The organism is Caproicibacterium sp. NSD3, from assembly GCF_053613275.1.
Genome location: NZ_CM132119.1, coordinates 563413 through 580987, shown reverse-complemented (window position 1 = coordinate 580987; position 17575 = coordinate 563413). Strand labels below are relative to the sequence as shown.

Annotated in this window: 21 protein-coding genes; 5 read left to right on the top strand and 16 right to left on the bottom strand. The window is 45.7% G+C overall.

Annotated elements, in window-relative coordinates:
- Positions 1-72: 72 nt before the first annotated feature.
- From trmD to ACVS9P_RS02775, 14 genes are all read right to left on the bottom strand, one after another.
- Positions 73-819: a tRNA (guanosine(37)-N1)-methyltransferase TrmD gene (trmD, locus tag ACVS9P_RS02840; RefSeq protein WP_452104134.1), complete on the bottom strand. Its 747-nt coding sequence runs from the start codon at positions 817-819 to the stop codon at positions 73-75.
- Positions 809-1318, bottom strand: coding sequence for a ribosome maturation factor RimM (rimM, locus tag ACVS9P_RS02835; protein WP_452104133.1), 510 nt, complete (start codon positions 1316-1318; stop codon positions 809-811). The genes trmD and rimM overlap by 11 nt, the downstream gene beginning before the upstream one ends.
- Before the next feature lie 109 nt (positions 1319-1427).
- Positions 1428-1661, bottom strand: coding sequence for a KH domain-containing protein (locus ACVS9P_RS02830; protein ID WP_180341280.1), 234 nt, complete (start codon positions 1659-1661; stop codon positions 1428-1430).
- A gap of 16 nt (positions 1662-1677) precedes the next feature.
- Positions 1678-1920, bottom strand: a complete 243-nt coding sequence (gene rpsP / locus ACVS9P_RS02825) for a 30S ribosomal protein S16 (RefSeq protein WP_452104132.1) — start codon at positions 1918-1920, stop codon at positions 1678-1680.
- 83 nt (positions 1921-2003) lie between these two features.
- Positions 2004-3365, bottom strand: coding sequence for a signal recognition particle protein (gene ffh, locus ACVS9P_RS02820; protein WP_452104131.1), 1362 nt, complete (start codon positions 3363-3365; stop codon positions 2004-2006).
- A 13-nt stretch (positions 3366-3378) separates the two neighbouring features.
- Entirely contained in the window at positions 3379-3753 is a 375-nt protein-coding gene (gene ylxM, locus ACVS9P_RS02815) for a YlxM family DNA-binding protein (RefSeq protein WP_452104130.1), read from the bottom strand.
- A 139-nt stretch (positions 3754-3892) separates the two neighbouring features.
- The gene (locus ACVS9P_RS02810; RefSeq protein ID WP_452104129.1) at positions 3893-6271 is read right to left on the bottom strand and encodes an endonuclease MutS2; all 2379 of its coding nucleotides are present in this window, start codon (positions 6269-6271) and stop codon (positions 3893-3895) included.
- Entirely contained in the window at positions 6268-7056 is a 789-nt protein-coding gene (gene recO / locus ACVS9P_RS02805; protein WP_452104128.1) for a DNA repair protein RecO, read from the bottom strand. Before recO ends, ACVS9P_RS02810 begins: the two co-directional genes overlap by 4 nt.
- A gap of 271 nt (positions 7057-7327) precedes the next feature.
- Positions 7328-8251 (bottom strand): GTPase Era, encoded by a 924-nt coding sequence (gene era, locus ACVS9P_RS02800; RefSeq protein WP_452104127.1) that lies wholly within the window; start codon positions 8249-8251, stop codon positions 7328-7330.
- 12 nt (positions 8252-8263) lie between these two features.
- Complete coding sequence (locus tag ACVS9P_RS02795; protein ID WP_452104126.1) at positions 8264-8812, bottom strand: diacylglycerol kinase family protein; 549 nt, start codon at positions 8810-8812, stop codon at positions 8264-8266.
- 5 nt (positions 8813-8817) lie between these two features.
- Positions 8818-9327 (bottom strand): rRNA maturation RNase YbeY, encoded by a 510-nt coding sequence (ybeY, locus tag ACVS9P_RS02790; protein WP_452104125.1) that lies wholly within the window; start codon positions 9325-9327, stop codon positions 8818-8820.
- A 2-nt stretch (positions 9328-9329) separates the two neighbouring features.
- Entirely contained in the window at positions 9330-10298 is a 969-nt protein-coding gene (locus ACVS9P_RS02785) for a PhoH family protein (protein ID WP_452104124.1), read from the bottom strand.
- A 92-nt stretch (positions 10299-10390) separates the two neighbouring features.
- A complete protein-coding gene (locus ACVS9P_RS02780; protein ID WP_452104123.1) occupies positions 10391-11566 on the bottom strand; it encodes a sporulation protein YqfD in 1176 nt (391 codons plus the stop codon).
- A 12-nt stretch (positions 11567-11578) separates the two neighbouring features.
- Positions 11579-11845: a YabP/YqfC family sporulation protein gene (locus ACVS9P_RS02775; RefSeq protein WP_452104122.1), complete on the bottom strand. Its 267-nt coding sequence runs from the start codon at positions 11843-11845 to the stop codon at positions 11579-11581.
- Positions 11846-11940: 95 nt separating this feature from the next.
- Between ACVS9P_RS02775 and ACVS9P_RS02770 the strand changes: the two genes are divergently transcribed.
- The 5 genes from ACVS9P_RS02770 (at position 11941) to ACVS9P_RS02750 (ending at position 14709) form a co-directional block, all read left to right on the top strand.
- Positions 11941-12987, top strand: coding sequence for a nucleoside recognition domain-containing protein (locus ACVS9P_RS02770; RefSeq protein WP_452104121.1), 1047 nt, complete (start codon positions 11941-11943; stop codon positions 12985-12987).
- Positions 12988-13005: 18 nt separating this feature from the next.
- Positions 13006-13221: a DUF6774 domain-containing protein gene (locus ACVS9P_RS02765; protein WP_452104120.1), complete on the top strand. Its 216-nt coding sequence runs from the start codon at positions 13006-13008 to the stop codon at positions 13219-13221.
- A 35-nt stretch (positions 13222-13256) separates the two neighbouring features.
- Entirely contained in the window at positions 13257-13472 is a 216-nt protein-coding gene (locus ACVS9P_RS02760; protein ID WP_452104119.1) for a hypothetical protein, read from the top strand.
- 19 nt (positions 13473-13491) lie between these two features.
- Positions 13492-14013, top strand: coding sequence for a 3H domain-containing protein (locus ACVS9P_RS02755; RefSeq protein ID WP_452104118.1), 522 nt, complete (start codon positions 13492-13494; stop codon positions 14011-14013).
- 117 nt (positions 14014-14130) lie between these two features.
- Positions 14131-14709 carry a hypothetical protein gene (locus ACVS9P_RS02750; protein ID WP_452104117.1) on the top strand — a complete coding sequence of 193 codons (579 nt, stop codon included), beginning with the start codon at positions 14131-14133 and terminating at the stop codon, positions 14707-14709.
- Positions 14710-14754: 45 nt separating this feature from the next.
- Here ACVS9P_RS02750 and ACVS9P_RS02745 read toward each other — a convergent pair whose 3' ends face one another.
- Both ACVS9P_RS02745 and pflB read right to left on the bottom strand, forming a co-directional pair.
- A complete protein-coding gene (locus ACVS9P_RS02745) occupies positions 14755-15174 on the bottom strand; it encodes a YjdF family protein (protein ID WP_452104116.1) in 420 nt (139 codons plus the stop codon).
- 168 nt (positions 15175-15342) lie between these two features.
- Positions 15343-17574: a formate C-acetyltransferase gene (pflB, locus tag ACVS9P_RS02740; RefSeq protein ID WP_452104115.1), complete on the bottom strand. Its 2232-nt coding sequence runs from the start codon at positions 17572-17574 to the stop codon at positions 15343-15345.
- Position 17575: the final 1 nt, after the last annotated feature.

Here is a 17575-nt window from a genome sequence, read left to right as displayed (position 1 = left end):
CAAATTGCCATATTTGTTGAAAACTTTTGGGCTGTCTGCTGTATCAATGACAAAATTATGTCAAATAAAGTCTTAATTTTGATTCTGCTCTATAGGATTCTGTTGTTCCAAAAATTTCCGGTCTTCTTTGGATAATGATCGCTTTTGCAATAAATCCGGTCTTTTTTGGGCAGTCCTCAAAAGACTTTGCTGATGTCTCCATTTTTTGATATTCGCATGGTGGCCGGTCATCAGAATATCCGGCACACTGTGATCACGCCAAACCTGTGGACGGCTGTACTGTGGATACTCAAGGAGACCATCATAATGGCTCTCCTCCTCAAAGCACTCTTCCGCCGCCAAAACCCCCGGCTGCATCCGTCCTACTGCGTCGGTCAGACACAACGCGGGAATTTCGCCCCCGGTCATCACAAAATCTCCAAGCGACACTTCTTCATCTACGTACGCTTCCAGAACGCGTTCGTCTACGCCCTCATAATGGCCACAGAGGATGCAAAGATTTTCGTATTGAGAAAGTTCACGGATTACGGTTTGATTCATCGGGCGCCCCTGCGGTGACATATATACAATATGCGGCTTTTTTCCAAGTGTCTCTATGAGGTCATCAAAGCATGCAGCGATTGGCTCTGCAATCAACAGCATTCCCTTTCCGCCGCCAAAAACCGTATCATCTACCCGTTGATGCTTATCGTGCGCATAATCACGCAACTGGTGGCAGCACACCTGCACTGCACCTTTTTTTCTGCCTCTTCCGATGATACTTTCGGAAAGCACCCGTTCACACATTTCCGGAAAAAGCGTAATGAGATCAATTCTCATCAAAGATTCCCCCAATCGGGCGAATCTTTAAAATACCCTCTTCAACATGAACGGATTCCACCATTTCTTTAACGGCCGGCATCAAATGTTTTTCTCCCTTTTCATCTGTGACCTCATAAACATCATTTGCACCTGTCTCCAAAATATCCGTTAAAATGCCATAAGATTTTCCAGTGTCCGCATCTACAGCAGACAAGCCAATCAAGTCCTGACGAAAATAGGCGCCTTTCGGAAGGTCTGCGTCTTTTCTCGCAAAATAAAGGACTTGTCCGCGCATAGTGTCGGCCGTTTCGACTGTCTCAATTCCTTCCAGCCGAACCAGCAAAAGCATCTTATGGGTTCTTGCAGAAAGGACTTTTAGACCAGTGCCATCTTTCCGGTAAAACATTTTAAAACGGCACAGAAAATCTGCCGAATCACACCATGGTAAAAGGCGCAGTTCTCCCTGGATACCATGTGTTCCAACGATCTGCCCGGCCTCTAAATATTCAGACTGCATAAACGTCCCTCCTTAGAGTAAAGAAAAAGCGGCAGACATTTTCTGCAAAAAGCAAACAAAAAAGCTGTCTGCTGTTCTGCAAAAAGGCAGTCCACTGCTTTTCATTTTATCAGTCGATTTCCACAGAAATTTTAGTTTCCTTTCGAGTGGCCGCTGCGCGCATAACCACACGGATTGCTTTTGCAATTCGACCCTGTTTTCCGATCACACGACCCATATCTTCTTCTGCAACATGCAAATGATAAACAATCGTACCATCCTCAATCGGAGCATCTTCTGTAACGGAAACTTGGTCAGGTTTTTCGACTAAACCCTTGGCAATCGCAAGTAAGAGTTCCTGCATTTTTCTTCACTCCTTCTCACAGTACGCCATTTTTCTTAAACAGTGACTTCACTGTATCGGTCGGCTGAGCGCCATTTTTGATCCACTCTTTTACCTTTTCAGCATCAACCTTCACTTCAGAAGGCTCAGTAAGCGGATTGTAATAACCGATTTCTTCAATGAAACGGCCGTCACGAGGATAGCGGGAATCTGCTACAACGATGCGATAGAAAGGGTTCTTTTTGGCACCCATTCTGCGCAAACGAATTTTTACTGCCATAATTTTCACCTCCATATTGAATTATAATTATTTATCTAATAATTTTTTAATAGATAACAAATTAATAAAAGTATCTAAGTAAATTAGAATCCCATTCCGGGGCCCATCCCATTGAGCATTCCGGGCGGAAGCCGAAGCTTTCCTTTTTTGCCGCCTTTTTTCATCATCTTGGTGACTTTTTGAATCTGTTCCATACTGCGGATCAGTTTATTCACATCTTCCACTTTGGTTCCGCTTCCGGCGGCAATACGCCGCTTGCGGCTCGGATTCATTACGGCGGGCTTTTCGCGCTCTTCTTCTGTCATACTGCGAATCATTGCAATTTGTTTATCAACCATGCGGTCATCTACCGCTTTATCATCAATTTTGCGGGTATCTACACCGAATTTTTCCAGAACGGAACGCATCGGCCCCATTTTCTGCATCTGTTGGAACTGTGACAAAAGGTCATTGTAATCCAGCTTGTTGTGCATCATCTTCTGAGCAGTCTTACGGGCTTCTTTTTCGTCCATCGTCTGTTCAGCGTTTTCGATCAGGGTTAAAACGTCGCCCATGCCAAGGATTCGGCTCGCCATACGGTCGCCGTGAAAAACTTCCAGATCATCAAGCTTCTCGCCGACTCCGGCATATTTAATGGGCTTTCCGGTAACAGCCTTAACTGAAAGTGCAGCGCCGCCGCGGGTATCACCGTCGAGCTTCGTCAGAATAACGCCTGTAATCCCAAGCTTATCATCAAATGCTTTTGCAACATTGACTGCTTCCTGACCGGTCATACTATCGACTACCAGCAAAATCTCACTCGGCTTGACTGCCGCTTTGATGTTTTCCAGTTCATCCATCAGAACATCATCGATCTGCAACCGGCCGGCTGTATCAATCAAAACAATATCATTGCCATAATCTTTTGCATGTTTAATCGCTTTTACGCTGATTCTGACCGGATCATCTTTGCCCATCTCAAAAACAGGAACGCCAGCCTGTTCTCCGACTACCTGCAGCTGCTTAATTGCAGCCGGACGATAAACGTCACAGGCGACCAGCAGCGGACGATGTCCCTGCCGTTTGAGCAGCTTTCCAAGCTTTGCAGCATGCGTCGTTTTACCGGCACCCTGCAAGCCACAGAGCAGTACAATACATGGCCCGGAAGACGGCATTTTCAGGCGCATGTCCGCGTCGTCGGTGCCCATCAGCTTTGTCAACTCTTCATTGACAATTTTGACCACCATCTGGCTGGGAGTCAGACTTTCCATCACTTCACTGCCGATTGCGCGTTCTGTTACCCGGTTGGTAAAATCTTTTGCAACCTTATAATTGACGTCTGCTTCCAGAAGTGCCATGCGAACTTCACGCATTGCTGTTTTAACGTCCGCTTCGGAAAGTTTTCCTTTCGATTTTAGCTTTTTAAAAGCCGCCGAAAGTTTATCCGATAAGCCTTCAAATGCCATAGATGCACTCCCTTCATTCTTCAATCAGATTGTTCAAATTTTCGACCGCAGAGAGAATCTTATCGAGTTCTCCTGTAATATCACGGTTATAAAGGAACCGTTTATTGTAATCCTGAATATTGTGCGTGCTTTGGTCAACGATTTGAAGAGATTCTTTAATCTCGCGGAATCGCTTTAAAAAGCCCAGGTGGTCTTCCATTTCAAAAAGCTGCGTTTCACCGCGCTTAATAGCATCTCTTACCCCCTGACGGGTAATTCCCTCGTTTTCCGCAATCTCAGCGAGAGACAAATCATCATTATAGTAATAATCCAGTACTTTACGCTGTTTTTGAGTCAGCATAGAACCATAATAGTCCAACAAAACAGATACTTCCAAGTTCTTTGCCATGCTGTCTCCTTCTTTCTGTAAAGTGCTTTACTTTTACACGCAAGAAAAATTATACCGTATTCGATTTAAAATGTCAACCATAAATTTTTGCCGCCAAAAAAACAAAAAGGGCGAAAAAATTCGTCCTTTTGATCGTTCTTTATTTTAATTCTGCAATCGTAACGCCGCTTTCGCCCTCGCCATAAGTTCCTAAGCGAAAACTCTTAACGCTGGGATGATGTTTTAAATGCTCCTGCACCGCTTTTCGCAGAACACCGGTTCCTTTTCCGTGAATCAGCATCACTTGGGAAAGGCCGCCCAGCTGAGCATGATCCAAGAACTGATCCACATGAAAAATCGCTTCGTCGGCATTCTCCCCGCGCAAATCGAGCTCTGCTTTTGCCTGCGTCTCTACTGCAGTACGAGTTACCGCCCGACGAGTTCCCACGGTGCCGCGCTTTTTCTGTTGTCGATTGGTGAGGAGGCGCAAATTTTCAATTGGTACCTGTGTTTTGATGATTCCTGCCTGCACCAAGACAGTCTTCCCGCCTTTTTCCGCTTCCAGCACAACCGCTTCTTTATCCAGATCAAAAATCAAAACAGGATCTCCAGATTTCAGCGGACGGGGCAGCACATAATGATCGTCCTTTTTCTGGCTCACTGGGTCTGCCTGCTCTTCCAATCCCCGCAGTCCCGCTTTGACCCTCGCCTTTTCTTCAGCCGAAATCACACGGTCTTTCTGCTTTTTTAACGCTTCCAGCTCTTCCAAGAGCTCATCCGCTTGTCCGCGGGTCCGGGAAACTAAAAGTGCTGCTTTTTCGCGTGCTTCATCCATTTCCTGCTGCATTTTCTTCTGAATTTTTTCGCGCTCACCGGCAGCTTCGTTTTTCAGTTCCTGTGCCTGCAGCTTTGCCTCTTCAGCCTCTTTTTTCTGTATTTCCAACTGCTGGCGATTTTCTTCCAGCTGTTTTACCACATTTTCAAAGCGAAGATTTTCATTGGAAACGAATGTTTTAGCGCGCGCTACTACCGTCTCTGAAAGACCTAAACGAAGTGAAATTGCAAATGCATTGCTGCGCCCCGGCACCCCAATTAAAAGCCGGTAGGTCGGACACAGCGTCTGAACATTAAACTCGCAGCAGGCATTTTCCACTCCGGGGGTCTGCAAAGCGTATGCTTTTAGCTCCGCATAATGCGTTGTTGCAGCAATTTTGGCTCCGGTCGTCCTCAGTTGCTCTAAAATAGCCATTGCCAATGCCGCACCTTCGATCGGGTCCGTCCCTGCTCCAAGCTCATCAAGGAGCACCAAGCTGTGTTTATCCGCCTGCTTCAAAATCGCGATCTGATTCACCATATGGGCAGAAAACGTAGAAAGGTTCTGTTCAATGGATTGTTCGTCGCCAATATCCGCAAGCACTCTGCTAAAGACGGATACTTCACTCTGCTCCGCTGCGGGGATCAGCAAGCCACACATTGCCATCAGGCAGAAAAGTCCCACCGTTTTAAGAGAAACCGTCTTGCCACCGGTATTAGGGCCTGTAATCACCAGTGTATCGAAATCTTCCCCCAGACGGATGTCGGTAGGGACTACTTTATTAGCCGCAATCAGAGGGTGACGTGCTTTTTTAAGGTTGATCACACCCTGATCGTTGAGAATCGGTTTTGTGGCCTTCATCTGATACCCAAGATTTGCTTTCGCAAAAATCATGTTAATTTCCACTGCGGAATTGTATCCCGCCACAATCGTGCTCGCAAAACTGCCGACTTCTGCTGATAGCTCCCCTAAAATCCGTTCAATCTCTGCGCGTTCTCTGCTTTCCAGCACCCGAATTTCATTATTCGCTTCCACAACAGCCATCGGCTCCACAAAAACGGTAGCGCCGCTGCCCGAAGTATCGTGAACAAGGCCAGGCACATTCCCTCGGCATTCCGCTTTTACCGGAACAACATAACGGCCTTCCCTTTGCGTGATAATCGGTTCCTGTAGATATTTTTGATAAGTTGTAGAATGAATCATATGGTCAAGTTTTTCCCGCACTCTTGCTCCCGCCGCACGCATTTTTCTGCGGATAGAGGCAAGCTCCGGAGAAGCATTATCACTCACATCTTCTTCCGAAATGACCACATTAAAGATTCGGTCTTCCATGTATTTATTCGGCATCAGATTGGAAAATCTCCATTCCAATACCGTTTTTAGCCCGGCGCTTTTCTGCCGCCAGTCATAGATGCCCCGCAAGGCACGCAGAGTCTCCCCAATTCTGAGAAGTTCCGTCAAATTGAGCAGTCCGCCTGCTTCTGCCCGGCGAACCGCATTTGTCACATTATAAAGTTCTCGGAACGACGGCGCACCAAACTGTGCGATCATCCGATAAGCGTCCCATGTTTCTTCCAAAAGCGCAGAAGCTTCCTCCAAAGTGCCGACAGGCCGCAGTTCCCGAGCCATCTGTGCTGCGTCGTCGCAGTCAGTCTGCTCCGCCAAAAGTGCAAGAATTTTGGGCAGTTCCAGTGCTTTTAGATGATGATTATTTTCAAGTCTCATGATTTTTTATCCTCTTGATTGGAATCAGCCGCATTTTCATCATCTTTGATGGAATGATAAAAATCCAGCGTTTGAAAAGAACGCTCCAACGTATTGATTATGTAAGATTCGCTGGCGCGGTTTAATTCTCTTAGTCCCTCTTCCGATAGGGAAAACAAAAATAATTTTGAAAAATCTGCATAAATAGTATGCCTAAGTGCAGTCAATGCTCCCCTATGAAGCGAAATCATCCCCTCATAATCCCCTTTGCAGCAGGAATCACAAGTCAGTGTTCCCTCCCGGGGAGAAAAGAGCATCAGATCGGCTTCATAGGCACCGCAGTCTTTACAGCAAATTAGATCCGGCATATATCCAGCCAGAGAAAGCATGCGCATTTCGACAGCCGCCTTGATAATAGGAAGGGGACGCTTTTGTTTGCACATTAAATAAAAAGCATTTAATAGCAAGCGCAAAAAATCCCCTGCACCATCATCTTCCGGAGCCAGCACACCCACCAGCTCACAAAAATACTGGGCAAGGGACAGCCGTGCGAGATCCTGCCGAAGTTCAAAAAAGACTTCGATCGGCTGGGCATCATCAATCGTATTCGCTGTTTTTCCTTCAAAAAGGGTCAGCTCAGAATAGCAAAAAAGCTGAGTTGCCGAAACAAGCGCGCTTTTTGCGGCACGACTACGGCGTGCAAACGCATGTACGACTCCGCAGTCTTTGGTAAGTACCGTTACTGCGCGGTCACTTTCGCCCACTTCCGAAGTCCTGATGATCAGTCCCCGTGTATTCAACCGCATCAGGCGCCTCCTTTATCTGCTGAGCATCGTATTTTAGCTGGGCGTAGGCAAGATAATCCTGCACCCTGCCAGTCTCTTGAAAGCAAGACCAAGCTGATTTTTCGTCCATACTGAAAACGCCCCTTTCCTGTTGTCGTACAAGGATCATTATGTACAGGAATCCGCTCCAGTATGAGTGGAAAATAAATGAATATTCGTCAAAATTAGACGTTTTTTTCTCTTCTTTTGTGCTATGAAAAAGGATTTTTTGAAGAATTTTCTAAAAAAGGAATCAATGATCCAAAAGATCATTGCCATTAAATCCAAAGGAACGAAGCGCTGCTTCCTTGTTCCTCCAATCCTCTTTCACCTTGACCCAGAGTTGCAAATTGACCTTTGTTCCATAGAACTTCTCCAGATCTTGTCTGGCATAAGTGCCGACTTCTTTAAGCATAGAGCCGCCTTTACCGATAATAATTCCTTTATGGCTTTCTTTTTCGCAATAAATTGTGGCTTCAATATCCACACAAGAATGATCTTCCCGTTCGTGCAGCTGTTCCACAACCACTGCCAAGCCATGAGGAACTTCCTTTTCCAAAAGGCGCAACAACTTTTCGCGTACAATTTCTCCAGCAAGCACCCGTTCCGATTGGTCGGTCAAAGTATCGTCCGGAAAAAGATGACCGCCCTCCATACACAGTTTTTTTAATTCTTCCTTTAAATCGTCTAAGCCGTCTCCGTCCATGGCAGAAGCCGGCACAACGGCTTCAAAATCATAAAGCTGGCTCAAAGCCGCAATCTGCACTATCAGATCCGTTTTATTCGGCAGCAAATCAATTTTATTGATACATAAAATTACTGGCAGATGCAACTTTTGGAACCGCTCAATCAAATCGCGGTCCGCAGGAGAGATTTTAGTTCCCGCCTCAACCACCAGAAGAGCCGCGTCTACGCCCGAAACAGAAGCGATAACGCTCTTAACCATATATTCTCCCAAACGGTCTCTCGGCTTTAAAAGTCCAGGAGTATCCAAAAAAACGAGCTGATCTTCGCCTTCGGTCAGGACCCCCATAATTCTGGTACGGGTCGTCTGAGGTTTGCTGCTGACAATCGCGACTTTCTGTCCTAATAAGCGGTTCATCAAAGAACTTTTCCCTACATTTGGACGTCCTACAATCGCAATATATGCACTGCGTTCCTTGGATGGTTCCTTCATTTTTGTAACTCCTTAAACTAAATTATTTTTATTCTTTTCGGATTTTTCAGAAGAGTATTTTTTCTGATGGACCCGAAACCCTACAACTCTTCGATGGTGAATCCGATCCCGAATTTCCAGCGGCCCCCATGAAACATAAAAGAAAGCCGGAAAAGCCAACAAAATCAAGAGCACAGGGAAGGCTGGATTTTCGAAAAACATCTGCCATAAATTCCAAAAGCCCTCTGGCTTCCAGAAAAGGCAAACCGCGACCGCAATCGAAAAAAGTGCACACAAAAGCACGGCGCCGGCCGCCATATCCTTGACAATGCGCACCACCGTATTAAAGCTGGAAGCCGAAAAGTCGCTCAGCCTTTCTGCCACCGTATTAAAGCACTCTGCTGCCGTAACCACAGCGAAGGTCAAAAAAAGGACCGCCCACTCTGCACGACTCAGGGAAAAATAGGGCGCTAAAAGCAGCACATAGAGGATCGCTACTGTATGAAACCGCATGTTTCTCTCAGTATTGATACAGTAAATAATTCCCCGAAAAGCATATTTTAGGCTTTTTCGAAATCGCAAGATTTTTACACGTCCTCGTCTGTCAGCACATAACTGCTGGTACTAGGAAGTCCCAACTGCAGCATAACCTGTTCCTCTTTTTCACGCATCCGAACCCGCTCGATTCCGCCGTTCTCATGGTCATATCCAAGCAGATGCAAAACGCTGTGTGCCGTCAGGTAACCAACCTCACGCTCCAGGCTATGCCCAAACTGATTGGCCTGTTCTTCTGCTTTTTCCATAGACAGAACAACATCTCCAAGAATTTTTGCGCCGGTATCATGATTGATATCATATACACCGTTTTCGCCCATTGGGAAGCTCAACACATCGGTCTCTACATCCTTTTTACGGTACTGCGCATTTAATTTGCGGATCTGCTCATTATCCACAAAAGTCACACTAATCTCGGCAGGGCCTTCAAATTTTTCCATCCGCAGCACCGCATTGCAGCAGCGGCGAATCAGCATTCTCAGTCCAGTTGGAATCTTTACAGTTTTTTGACGGTTTTCAATAATGACACGAATTTTTTCCATAATCAGTGTCTGGCCTCCTCATTTTTATCACTTTTCTCGTATGCTTTTATAATATCCTGCACCAGTTTGTGGCGGACAACATCTCTTCCAGTAAAAAACACCTGCGCAATATCCGGAACATCCTTTAAAATGTGAACGACCTGTTTTAAGCCGCTGTGTTTTCCATCCGGCAGATCAATCTGTGTCACATCTCCGGTAATCACCATTTTGCTCCCGAACCCTAACCGGGTCAAAAACATCTTCATCTGTTCTCTGGTCGTATTCTGCGCTTCATCCAAAATGATAAAACTATCATCCAATGTACGTCCGCGCATATACGCAAGCGGCGCAACCTCAATATTACCGCGCTCTACATATCTTTGATAGGTCTCTGCACCCAACATATCGAATAACGCGTCATAAAGCGGGCGTAGATACGGATCTACTTTCTGCTGCAGATCTCCCGGCAAAAATCCTAACTTTTCGCCGGCCTCAACAGCAGGCCTGGTTAAAACAATTCGGTTGACCTCCTGCGCACGAAACGCTGTAACGGCCATCGCCACTGCAAGATAAGTTTTGCCCGTACCGGCAGGACCAACGCCCAGCGTAATCGTATTGCTTTTAATTGCAGCACAATAATTTTTCTGTCCCAGCGTTTTAGGCTTCACCGGTTTTCCTTTCGAGGTAATGCAAATACAGTCTCTCGAAAGAGTCTGCAGCTTTTCCTCGGAACCCTCATTTACTAAAGAAATGCAATACCGCACATTCTGCTCACTCAGAGCTTCTCCGCGGTTCACCATCGAAAGCAAGCTCTCGATGGCCCGAACTGCCCGTGCAACATCTTCGGGTTCTCCGGAAATCTTAATTTCACTGTCGCGCCCAACAATGGAAACATGATATTGTTCTTGGATCAGCTTGATGTTTTCATCAAAGCTGCCAAAAAGCGCAATCGCCTGTTCCATTCGGTCAATATTTAGTCTCTGTTCAAACATTTTTACTCCTTGTTTATAAAAGCTCCATTACAAAAAAGAATTATAACACAAATTCCGTGCAAAGTCACTATAATGATAAAAAAATTTTAGAATTAATCGACAGAAATTTTTACCTCTTCTGCAATATTCTCCTCACAATTTAGAGTGCGTTCTACATAGAGCACACCGTTTTCAATTTTAGACTGATCTTCTCTTTTTAAGATCTCTCCATCGATATTTGCCTGCTCCTCCTGTTCACTTAAAAGCCGGTCTGCTTCTGCCATAGCTTGTTCTTCTGTACGCTCAACGGAAACCTTTTTGAGCGGATAAATTTTTTCCTCTTCCAAGCTGACTGGAAGTGCCTTATCCCCCGCAGCAAGTGTTTGACTTTCGAATTCATGCCTTGCCTCTCCCTGCGGCGGCAAAGAGAAACTCAACGGGATCTGTATTCCAAAGATGCGCAGCCCCCGGCGGACGATCGTACTCCCGTCTTCTTCCGAAATTTCCGTAGAAAGCGGTACCTGCTCTTTTAAAACATGTTTGGTATCTGCATAGATTTTTCCGGAGGCATGTGTCATTTGATAAAATTCCCGTTCATGATCTACAACCGCCGAAGAAACCAAAAGCTGCCCTTCGTAAACGCCATCACCAGCCTTAACCAAAGCCTTCCCTGCAAAGACCTCTGTTCTGGTAATGACACCGCTGCATTTTGCCCGCAGATGGCACCAGCCTGTTTTATCTTCTACCGCCGGCGCATCGCTTTTTTCCGTCACATGGATCTCCAGGTTGCAGCCTCGGTCATTAACCGTTACCCAACTAATTTCTGGAAAAGCATCCATCAGATGAGCCTGCACCTTTCCTGTTGGAATTTCTTCTTTTGGAGTCCCAGATGTAATCCCGAGCTGTTTCAAGGTGTCCTCAATTTTCTGTGGAGTCAGCGTTTCTGCTCCCTGCATCTGTATATTAATCGTCCATAAAAAATGAGAAAGATACCAGAGATTCAACAGACAAATAATCGCACCGATCACGAGTCCCGGACGTTTCTTTAAGGCCCATATTCTTCTTTTTAGTCCTGCTTTTTTCTGTAAGCGGATTTTCACTTTTGCCTGCCTTGCAATCGGACGAAGATCCCGATAAGAGGAAGCCCTGATACAACAGGAAATCGGGGGCCCCGGTCGAATATCCCAGAGCAGAACTCCTTTGCGCGCACAGCTATTCAAAAAACGCTCTCCGCCGTTTTTCACGGTAAAGCGTACCCATCCAACAAGCCAACGGGTCAGTTTCGGCATATTTTAGCCCCCTTATGATAAAAACTCAAAGCCTGTAAAGAATCCGGTTACCGAAAGCGATTTTGCTCCCAAATTGCTGATTTTGAGGTTTCGCCCGCTAATCTGCAGAACCATTCTGCCATAGCGAACGCGAATTTTTTCTGCAGAATATTCTAGGACTCCGGCACAGCCATCAATCACTAGTTCTCGATTTCCGAAAATTTCCAGACGCGGTTGCATTGCCATTTCCACCACGTTTATCCGGAAAGGTTCTTTGTTCGCCCTTTTTTTTCTTTTCATTTGACGCCCTCTTTTCCGGTTGTTTTCTTTAAAAAATATGTCCCGGCTGTTTCGCATATACATAGAAGAATCTAATAGGAAAGGAATGTTTCCTCTTGAAAAAGATTTTCACTTTTGGAGGAGGTCTCTTTTTAATCGCCCTGCTGCTCCGATTCCCTCAAGAAGGAGCCACCGGCGCAAAACTGGGGCTTGATACCTGCCTCTCTGTTCTAATTCCATCTCTATATCCATTCCTAGTTCTGACGGTCTTTCTCGTAAAAAGCGGAGCTACCGCCTCTTTTGGAAATTCTCCTCTCGGAAAGCTGATCGCAAGACTTTTCGCTTTGCCTCAGTCTGCCGCCGGAACAATTCTGATGGGAATGTGCGGTGGCTATCCGGCCGGTTCCCGCGGAATCGAAGCACTTTACGAAGAAAATGAACTCACCGAAAAAGAGGCCTCTCATGCACTTTTATTTTGTGTAAACGCAGGGCCGGCATTTCTTTGTACCGCAGTCGGTGCCGGCTTTTTAAGAAATCCCGTCGCCGGTCAGCTGCTTTTATGCGCACATCTTTTAGGCGGAATCCTTCTTGGCGTCCTTCTGTCAATTCGTTTTCGGGGACATTTTTCCCTTCCAAAACTTTCTCAAAAGCCGTTGCCTTCCCCTGCAAAAGCATTGCTCGAAGCTGCACGCAGCGCTGCCGCCTCCATGGTCTCCATGTGCGGATTTGTCATTCTTTTTGCAGCTTTCCTTCAGATTGCCCAAAAACTCCTCTCTCTTCCCCAGCTTTCCGTTCTCTCCGCAATTTGCGAAGTCACACTGGGCTGTAAAACCATGTCTCTTTCCGGAATGCCGCTTTGGTGTTTTGCTCTGGCAACCGGTTGGGGCGGGCTCTGCGTTCATCTGCAAGTTTTACAGGGATTAAAATTTAAAGTTCCTCTATGGCAGTTTTTTCTTTGCCGCCTGCTTCATGGAATCTTATCGGCAGTGCTTGTTTTTCCACTTGCCCATCTGTTCCCGGGCGCATCTCCGGTTTTTGGAAGCAACTCTGCTACCGTTCCCAGCCTTTCTGGCCCAATGATCGGAAGTGCTGTTTTGCTGCTCCTTTGTATCGCGGTTCTATTGGACACCTGTTCTTTCTCAAAAATGCGGGGAAAAGCATAGAATAAATTGGTGATTAATATGAGTCCTTGTGAATTGACTGTTTTTGTTTCTTCTCTTGCTTCTGCTCTCGCAAAAAACCTTTCTAATGAGGAACTACAGCTTTTATCCGCTGTTTGTACGCAGCTTGGAGACTCTTTTAATACTTTTCTGATCCAGCGCCAAGCTTGCAACCCATCATGCACTTCTCTTCCTTCTTCTCAAATCTCTGGAAATTCTAATAAGCCCGTGTTATAATAAAATTGATTTTTTAATAAGGGGAAGGCTGATTGATGAAAACAAAAAAAGGGGAATTCTTTGGAAACGAGATCGAAGCAAGCTGTGAATACTGTATAAACAGCCTTTCTTATGATGGCTCGCTCAGCTGCCGAAAAGGTCTCTCTTGTTTAGAAAAGGACTGTAAAAAGTTTCAGTATGATCCCCTCAAGAGAGTTCCGATAGTTCAGCCACCACTGCCGAAATTTGACCCGAATACTTTTAAACTATAAAGAAAAGAGGAAAAGGACGATGACACCGGACGAGCGTCGAAACGGAATTTTAAAAGCACTTGAGGAAACCGAAACACCATTGAGTGCTGCAAAGCTTGCACGCCACTTCGGCGTTAGCAGACAAATCATTGTCGGTGATGTTGCGCTTTTGCGTGCGTCTGAAATCAAAATTTTTGCAACACCCCGCGGTTATGTGCTCAACCGGGATTCCGGTTCTCAAAAGCACACCATCGCCTGCCGGCACGAATCTCTCTCTCTTCTGCAAAAAGAGCTTTATTTGGTAGTGGATAACGGCTGCGGCCTGATTGATGTCATCGTCGACCACGATCTTTACGGACAAATTATCGGTCAACTACATATTTTTTCCCGCCACGATGCCGATGAATTTTTAAGCCGTCTAAATAAAACCCATTCCGTTCCGCTTTCTGCACTGACAGGAGGCGTTCATCTCCATACGCTTTCCTGCCCGGATGAAGATTCTTTTGGACGCGTCTTAAAAGAACTCAAAAAGGCCGGAATTCTTTTTGAGGAAAATCTTTAATTTTTAAAATAAATTTTTTAAAAATAAAAAATATAGTTGACAAGTCCTCATTTACCCCCTAGAATAGTTGTCAAGACACATATATAATCATGTGACAACTATTCTAGGGGGTATTTTATGAATAAGAGTCGATCAAACAGCCTTTTGTATCTGGTTTTTTCCGGACTTCTATGCGGAATCAGCATTATGATTCCGATGGTGTTTCCTAAAATTGTAATTGAACCGATGTCCTTTACGCTAGCGAGTCATGTTCCAACTTTTCTGGCAATCTTTATCTCACCGGCCGTTGCAATCGCTACCTGTATTGCTTCTGCAATTGGATTCTTCATCACGACTTCTCCGGTGATCGCCATGCGTGCACTTTCGCATATTGGCTTTGTACTGGTAGGCTGCCTCATCCTGAAAAAGAAAAGTGACGTCCTGCAAAAGCCATCTTCCGCTATGGCATTCGGTTTTGTGCTGGCTTTAGTACATGCCCTCTGCGAAACTTTGGTTGTAGCTGCCTTCTATTTTGGCGGTGCAATGACCGGAAAATGGTATGCTAACGGCTTCTTGTTCTCGGTCCTTCTGCTGGTCGGCGGCGGCACCATCCTTCACAGCATGGTAGACTTCACCATCGCGGTCGCAGTCTGGAAACCAGTTCAGAATTTCATCTCGATCCCGGTAGCTGCTTCTATGAAAAAGAAAGTCGCCTAAAATTTTTTCTCATCAACCCAATTAAACAAAAAAGCACAAAGGCTTTTAATGGCCTTTGTGCTTTTCTTTTGCTTTTTCTCTGTGAAGTTCGTAGCGGCGGTCTTTTTCTTCTTCGCGCCGTTCGCGGGAGTTTTCTTTTCGAACCAGTTTGTTCTGTTCCTGAAAAAGTTTAAGCGCCTGCTGAGCTTTAGTCCCGATTCCGGTATTTCCAACCTGCCGATGAATCAGGCGCTGCATCCGCTTGGGATTGATTCTCTCTGCGTCAGATTTCTCTGTCTGAACCGCCGGACTAAAGCGCAGTCTTTTCCAATTTTTACACAGAAACGCATACACTTGATAGTCCTTGGGTTCCGCTCCGAAGGTGATCTTACAAACTTCGTACCGTCTATCTTCCCACCGCTCATAAAGCGCGATCCAAAACGGATCTTCGAACAGAACCGTAACAGAAATACGGATTATCCCCATGATAATTCCTCCTTTTGGACCGTTTGCCTGATAAAGAACGGACAACCAAAGGAGGCAGGTTACTGACAGCATCTCTGCTGCTTCCGGACTACCGGCCGGAACGTGTTTTTATCTTTATCTGATTTCTAATTATATTCCGAAAAGAATGGCTGTCAAGAGCAATCAGCCTTACATGGATTCATGAAAAGTACGGGCGACCACTTCCAGCTGCTGCTCTCTGGAAAGGCGGTTAAAGTTGACCGCATATCCCGAAACACGAATGGTCAGAGTCGGATATTTTTCGGGATGATCCATCGCATCCAGCAAAGTTTCTCTATTGAGTACATTTACATTGAGATGATGTGCGCCCTGTGCAAAATATCCGCCTAAAATAAAGACCAGATTGTTTTTGCGCTGAGTATCATCTTTTCCCAAAGCGTTCGGAACAATCGAGAACGTATTGGAAACGCCGTCCTGGCAGACATTGCGATACGGCAGCTTTGCAACAGAGTTTAAAGAAGCCAGCGCACCTGATTGATCTCTTCCGTGCATCGGATTTGCACCGGGAGCCAAAGGCTGTCCGGCTTTTCTGCCGTCCGGCGTCGTTCCGGTTTTTTTGCCATACATGACATTGCTGGTAATCGTCAGCGCAGAAAGCGTATGAATCGCGCCCCTGTAAAGCGGATGCTTCTTAAGTTCTGTACTAAACGTTATCATGACATTGACCGCAAGATCATCTACACGGTCATCATCATTTCCGTATTTTGGATAATCCCCTTCGGTCACAAAATCCACTGCAATTCCGTTTTCATCACGAATTGGCTTTACTTTTGCAAATTTAATTGCAGAAAGGCTATCCGCAGCGACCGAAAGACCTGCTACGCCAAAAGCCATCAGGCGCTCTACTTTTGTATCATGCAAAGCCATCTGGCTTGCTTCGTAAGCGTACTTATCGTGCATAAAATGAATGATGTTATTGGCATCCGTATAAAGCTGAGCATCGTATTCCAGTACTTTTTGATAGCTTTTCCAAACCTTATCATAATCGAGAATTTCGTCCGTCATCGGCTCAATTCCCGGTACGACGAGCGTTCCCTTTTTCTCATCGATTCCGCCGTTAATCGCATAGAGCAAAGACTTGGCAAGGTTGCAGCGCGCACCGAAAAACTGCATCTGCTTGCCCATACGCATAGCGGAAACACAGCATGCAATTCCATAGTCGTCTCCGTAGATTGGACGCATAATATCGTCGTTTTCATATTGAATTGAATCGGTTTCAATAGAAACCTCTGCACAGTAATTCTTCCATGTCTGCGGCAGATGTTCGCTCCAAAGAACCGTCAGATTCGGTTCCGGCGCAGTACCGAGATTTTTCAGCGTATGCAGATAACGGAAAGAGTTCTTGGTGACCAGCGGTTTGCCGTTTACGCCAACGCCGCCAAGAGATTCTGTGATCCAAGTAGGATCGCCGCCGAAAAGCTCATTATATTCCGGGGTACGCAGATGGCGCACCAGACGAAGTTTCATGATAAATTGGTCGATCAGCTCTTGAGCGCCCTCTTCGTCCAGAAGGCCATTTTGCAGATCACGCTCAATATAAATATCGAGGAAAGTAGAGGTGCGCCCCAAAGAAGTTGCAGCACCATTATTTTCTTTTACGCCCGCTAAGTATCCCATATAAACTGCCTGTACGGCTTCTCTGGCGTTAGAGGCAGGCTTTGTCAAATCGATTCCGTAGCTTGCGCCCATTTTTGCAATTGCTTTTAAAGCCCGAATCTGCATGCTGACTTCTTCCCGCAAACGAATTCTCTCATCATCCATCGGACCATCCAGTTCGTCGAGATCTTTTTCTTTTTCGCTGATCAGAAAATCGATCCCATAAAGCGCCATCCGGCGATAATCTCCAATGATTCTGCCGCGTCCATAAGCATCCGGAAGTCCAGTAAGCAATCCTGCATGGCGCGCCGTTCTTACTCTTTGAGGATAAGCATCAAAGACACCCTCGTTATGGGTTTTACGATATTCTGAAAAATGACGTTCAATTTCCGGATTGAGCTTATATCCATACTGCTCAAGGCTCTGTTCAGCCATGCGCATTCCGCCGTAAAGATTCACCATTCTCTTAAGCGGAGCATCTGTCTGAAGTCCGACAATCACTTCATTTTCACGGTCAATATAGCCGGGTTCAAAATTGTTGATGCCGGAAATCCGCTCCGTCTCAACATCAAGGACGCCGCCTTTTTTCATTTCTTCCTGTAAAAGTTCTGTGCATTTTCCCCAGACCTTCTGAGTCTTCTCGGTAGGTCCTTTTAAAAAGCTTTCGTCTCCCTCATAAAGAGTATAATTTTTCTGAATAAAATTACGGACATCAATTATATTCTGCCAGTTTCCTTCATGGAAACCTTCCCAAGCTTTCTGCATT

What these genes read in the sequence shown, in the direction of transcription:
- ACVS9P_RS02745 (WP_452104116.1), bottom strand. Translation starts at nt 15,174, where the DNA reads ATGGGGATAATCCGTATTTCTGTTACGGTTCTGTTCGAAGATCCGTTT.
- ACVS9P_RS02785 (WP_452104124.1), bottom strand. Translation starts at nt 10,298, where the DNA reads ATGTTTGAACAGAGACTAAATATTGACCGAATGGAACAGGCGATTGCG.
- recO (WP_452104128.1), bottom strand. Translation starts at nt 7,056, where the DNA reads ATGCGGTTGAATACACGGGGACTGATCATCAGGACTTCGGAAGTGGGC.
- ACVS9P_RS02775 (WP_452104122.1), bottom strand. Translation starts at nt 11,845, where the DNA reads ATGAAAAGAAAAAAAAGGGCGAACAAAGAACCTTTCCGGATAAACGTG.
- trmD (WP_452104134.1), bottom strand. Translation starts at nt 819, where the DNA reads ATGAGAATTGATCTCATTACGCTTTTTCCGGAAATGTGTGAACGGGTG.
- ACVS9P_RS02755 (WP_452104118.1), top strand. Translation starts at nt 13,492, where the DNA reads ATGACACCGGACGAGCGTCGAAACGGAATTTTAAAAGCACTTGAGGAA.
- ybeY (WP_452104125.1), bottom strand. Translation starts at nt 9,327, where the DNA reads ATGGAAAAAATTCGTGTCATTATTGAAAACCGTCAAAAAACTGTAAAG.
- era (WP_452104127.1), bottom strand. Translation starts at nt 8,251, where the DNA reads ATGAAGGAACCATCCAAGGAACGCAGTGCATATATTGCGATTGTAGGA.
- ACVS9P_RS02780 (WP_452104123.1), bottom strand. Translation starts at nt 11,566, where the DNA reads ATGCCGAAACTGACCCGTTGGCTTGTTGGATGGGTACGCTTTACCGTG.
- ACVS9P_RS02765 (WP_452104120.1), top strand. Translation starts at nt 13,006, where the DNA reads ATGAGTCCTTGTGAATTGACTGTTTTTGTTTCTTCTCTTGCTTCTGCT.
- ACVS9P_RS02760 (WP_452104119.1), top strand. Translation starts at nt 13,257, where the DNA reads ATGAAAACAAAAAAAGGGGAATTCTTTGGAAACGAGATCGAAGCAAGC.
- rpsP (WP_452104132.1), bottom strand. Translation starts at nt 1,920, where the DNA reads ATGGCAGTAAAAATTCGTTTGCGCAGAATGGGTGCCAAAAAGAACCCT.
- ACVS9P_RS02750 (WP_452104117.1), top strand. Translation starts at nt 14,131, where the DNA reads ATGAATAAGAGTCGATCAAACAGCCTTTTGTATCTGGTTTTTTCCGGA.
- ylxM (WP_452104130.1), bottom strand. Translation starts at nt 3,753, where the DNA reads ATGGCAAAGAACTTGGAAGTATCTGTTTTGTTGGACTATTATGGTTCT.
- rimM (WP_452104133.1), bottom strand. Translation starts at nt 1,318, where the DNA reads ATGCAGTCTGAATATTTAGAGGCCGGGCAGATCGTTGGAACACATGGT.
- ACVS9P_RS02830 (WP_180341280.1), bottom strand. Translation starts at nt 1,661, where the DNA reads ATGCAGGAACTCTTACTTGCGATTGCCAAGGGTTTAGTCGAAAAACCT.
- pflB (WP_452104115.1), bottom strand. Translation starts at nt 17,574, where the DNA reads ATGCAGAAAGCTTGGGAAGGTTTCCATGAAGGAAACTGGCAGAATATA.
- ffh (WP_452104131.1), bottom strand. Translation starts at nt 3,365, where the DNA reads ATGGCATTTGAAGGCTTATCGGATAAACTTTCGGCGGCTTTTAAAAAG.
- ACVS9P_RS02810 (WP_452104129.1), bottom strand. Translation starts at nt 6,271, where the DNA reads ATGAGACTTGAAAATAATCATCATCTAAAAGCACTGGAACTGCCCAAA.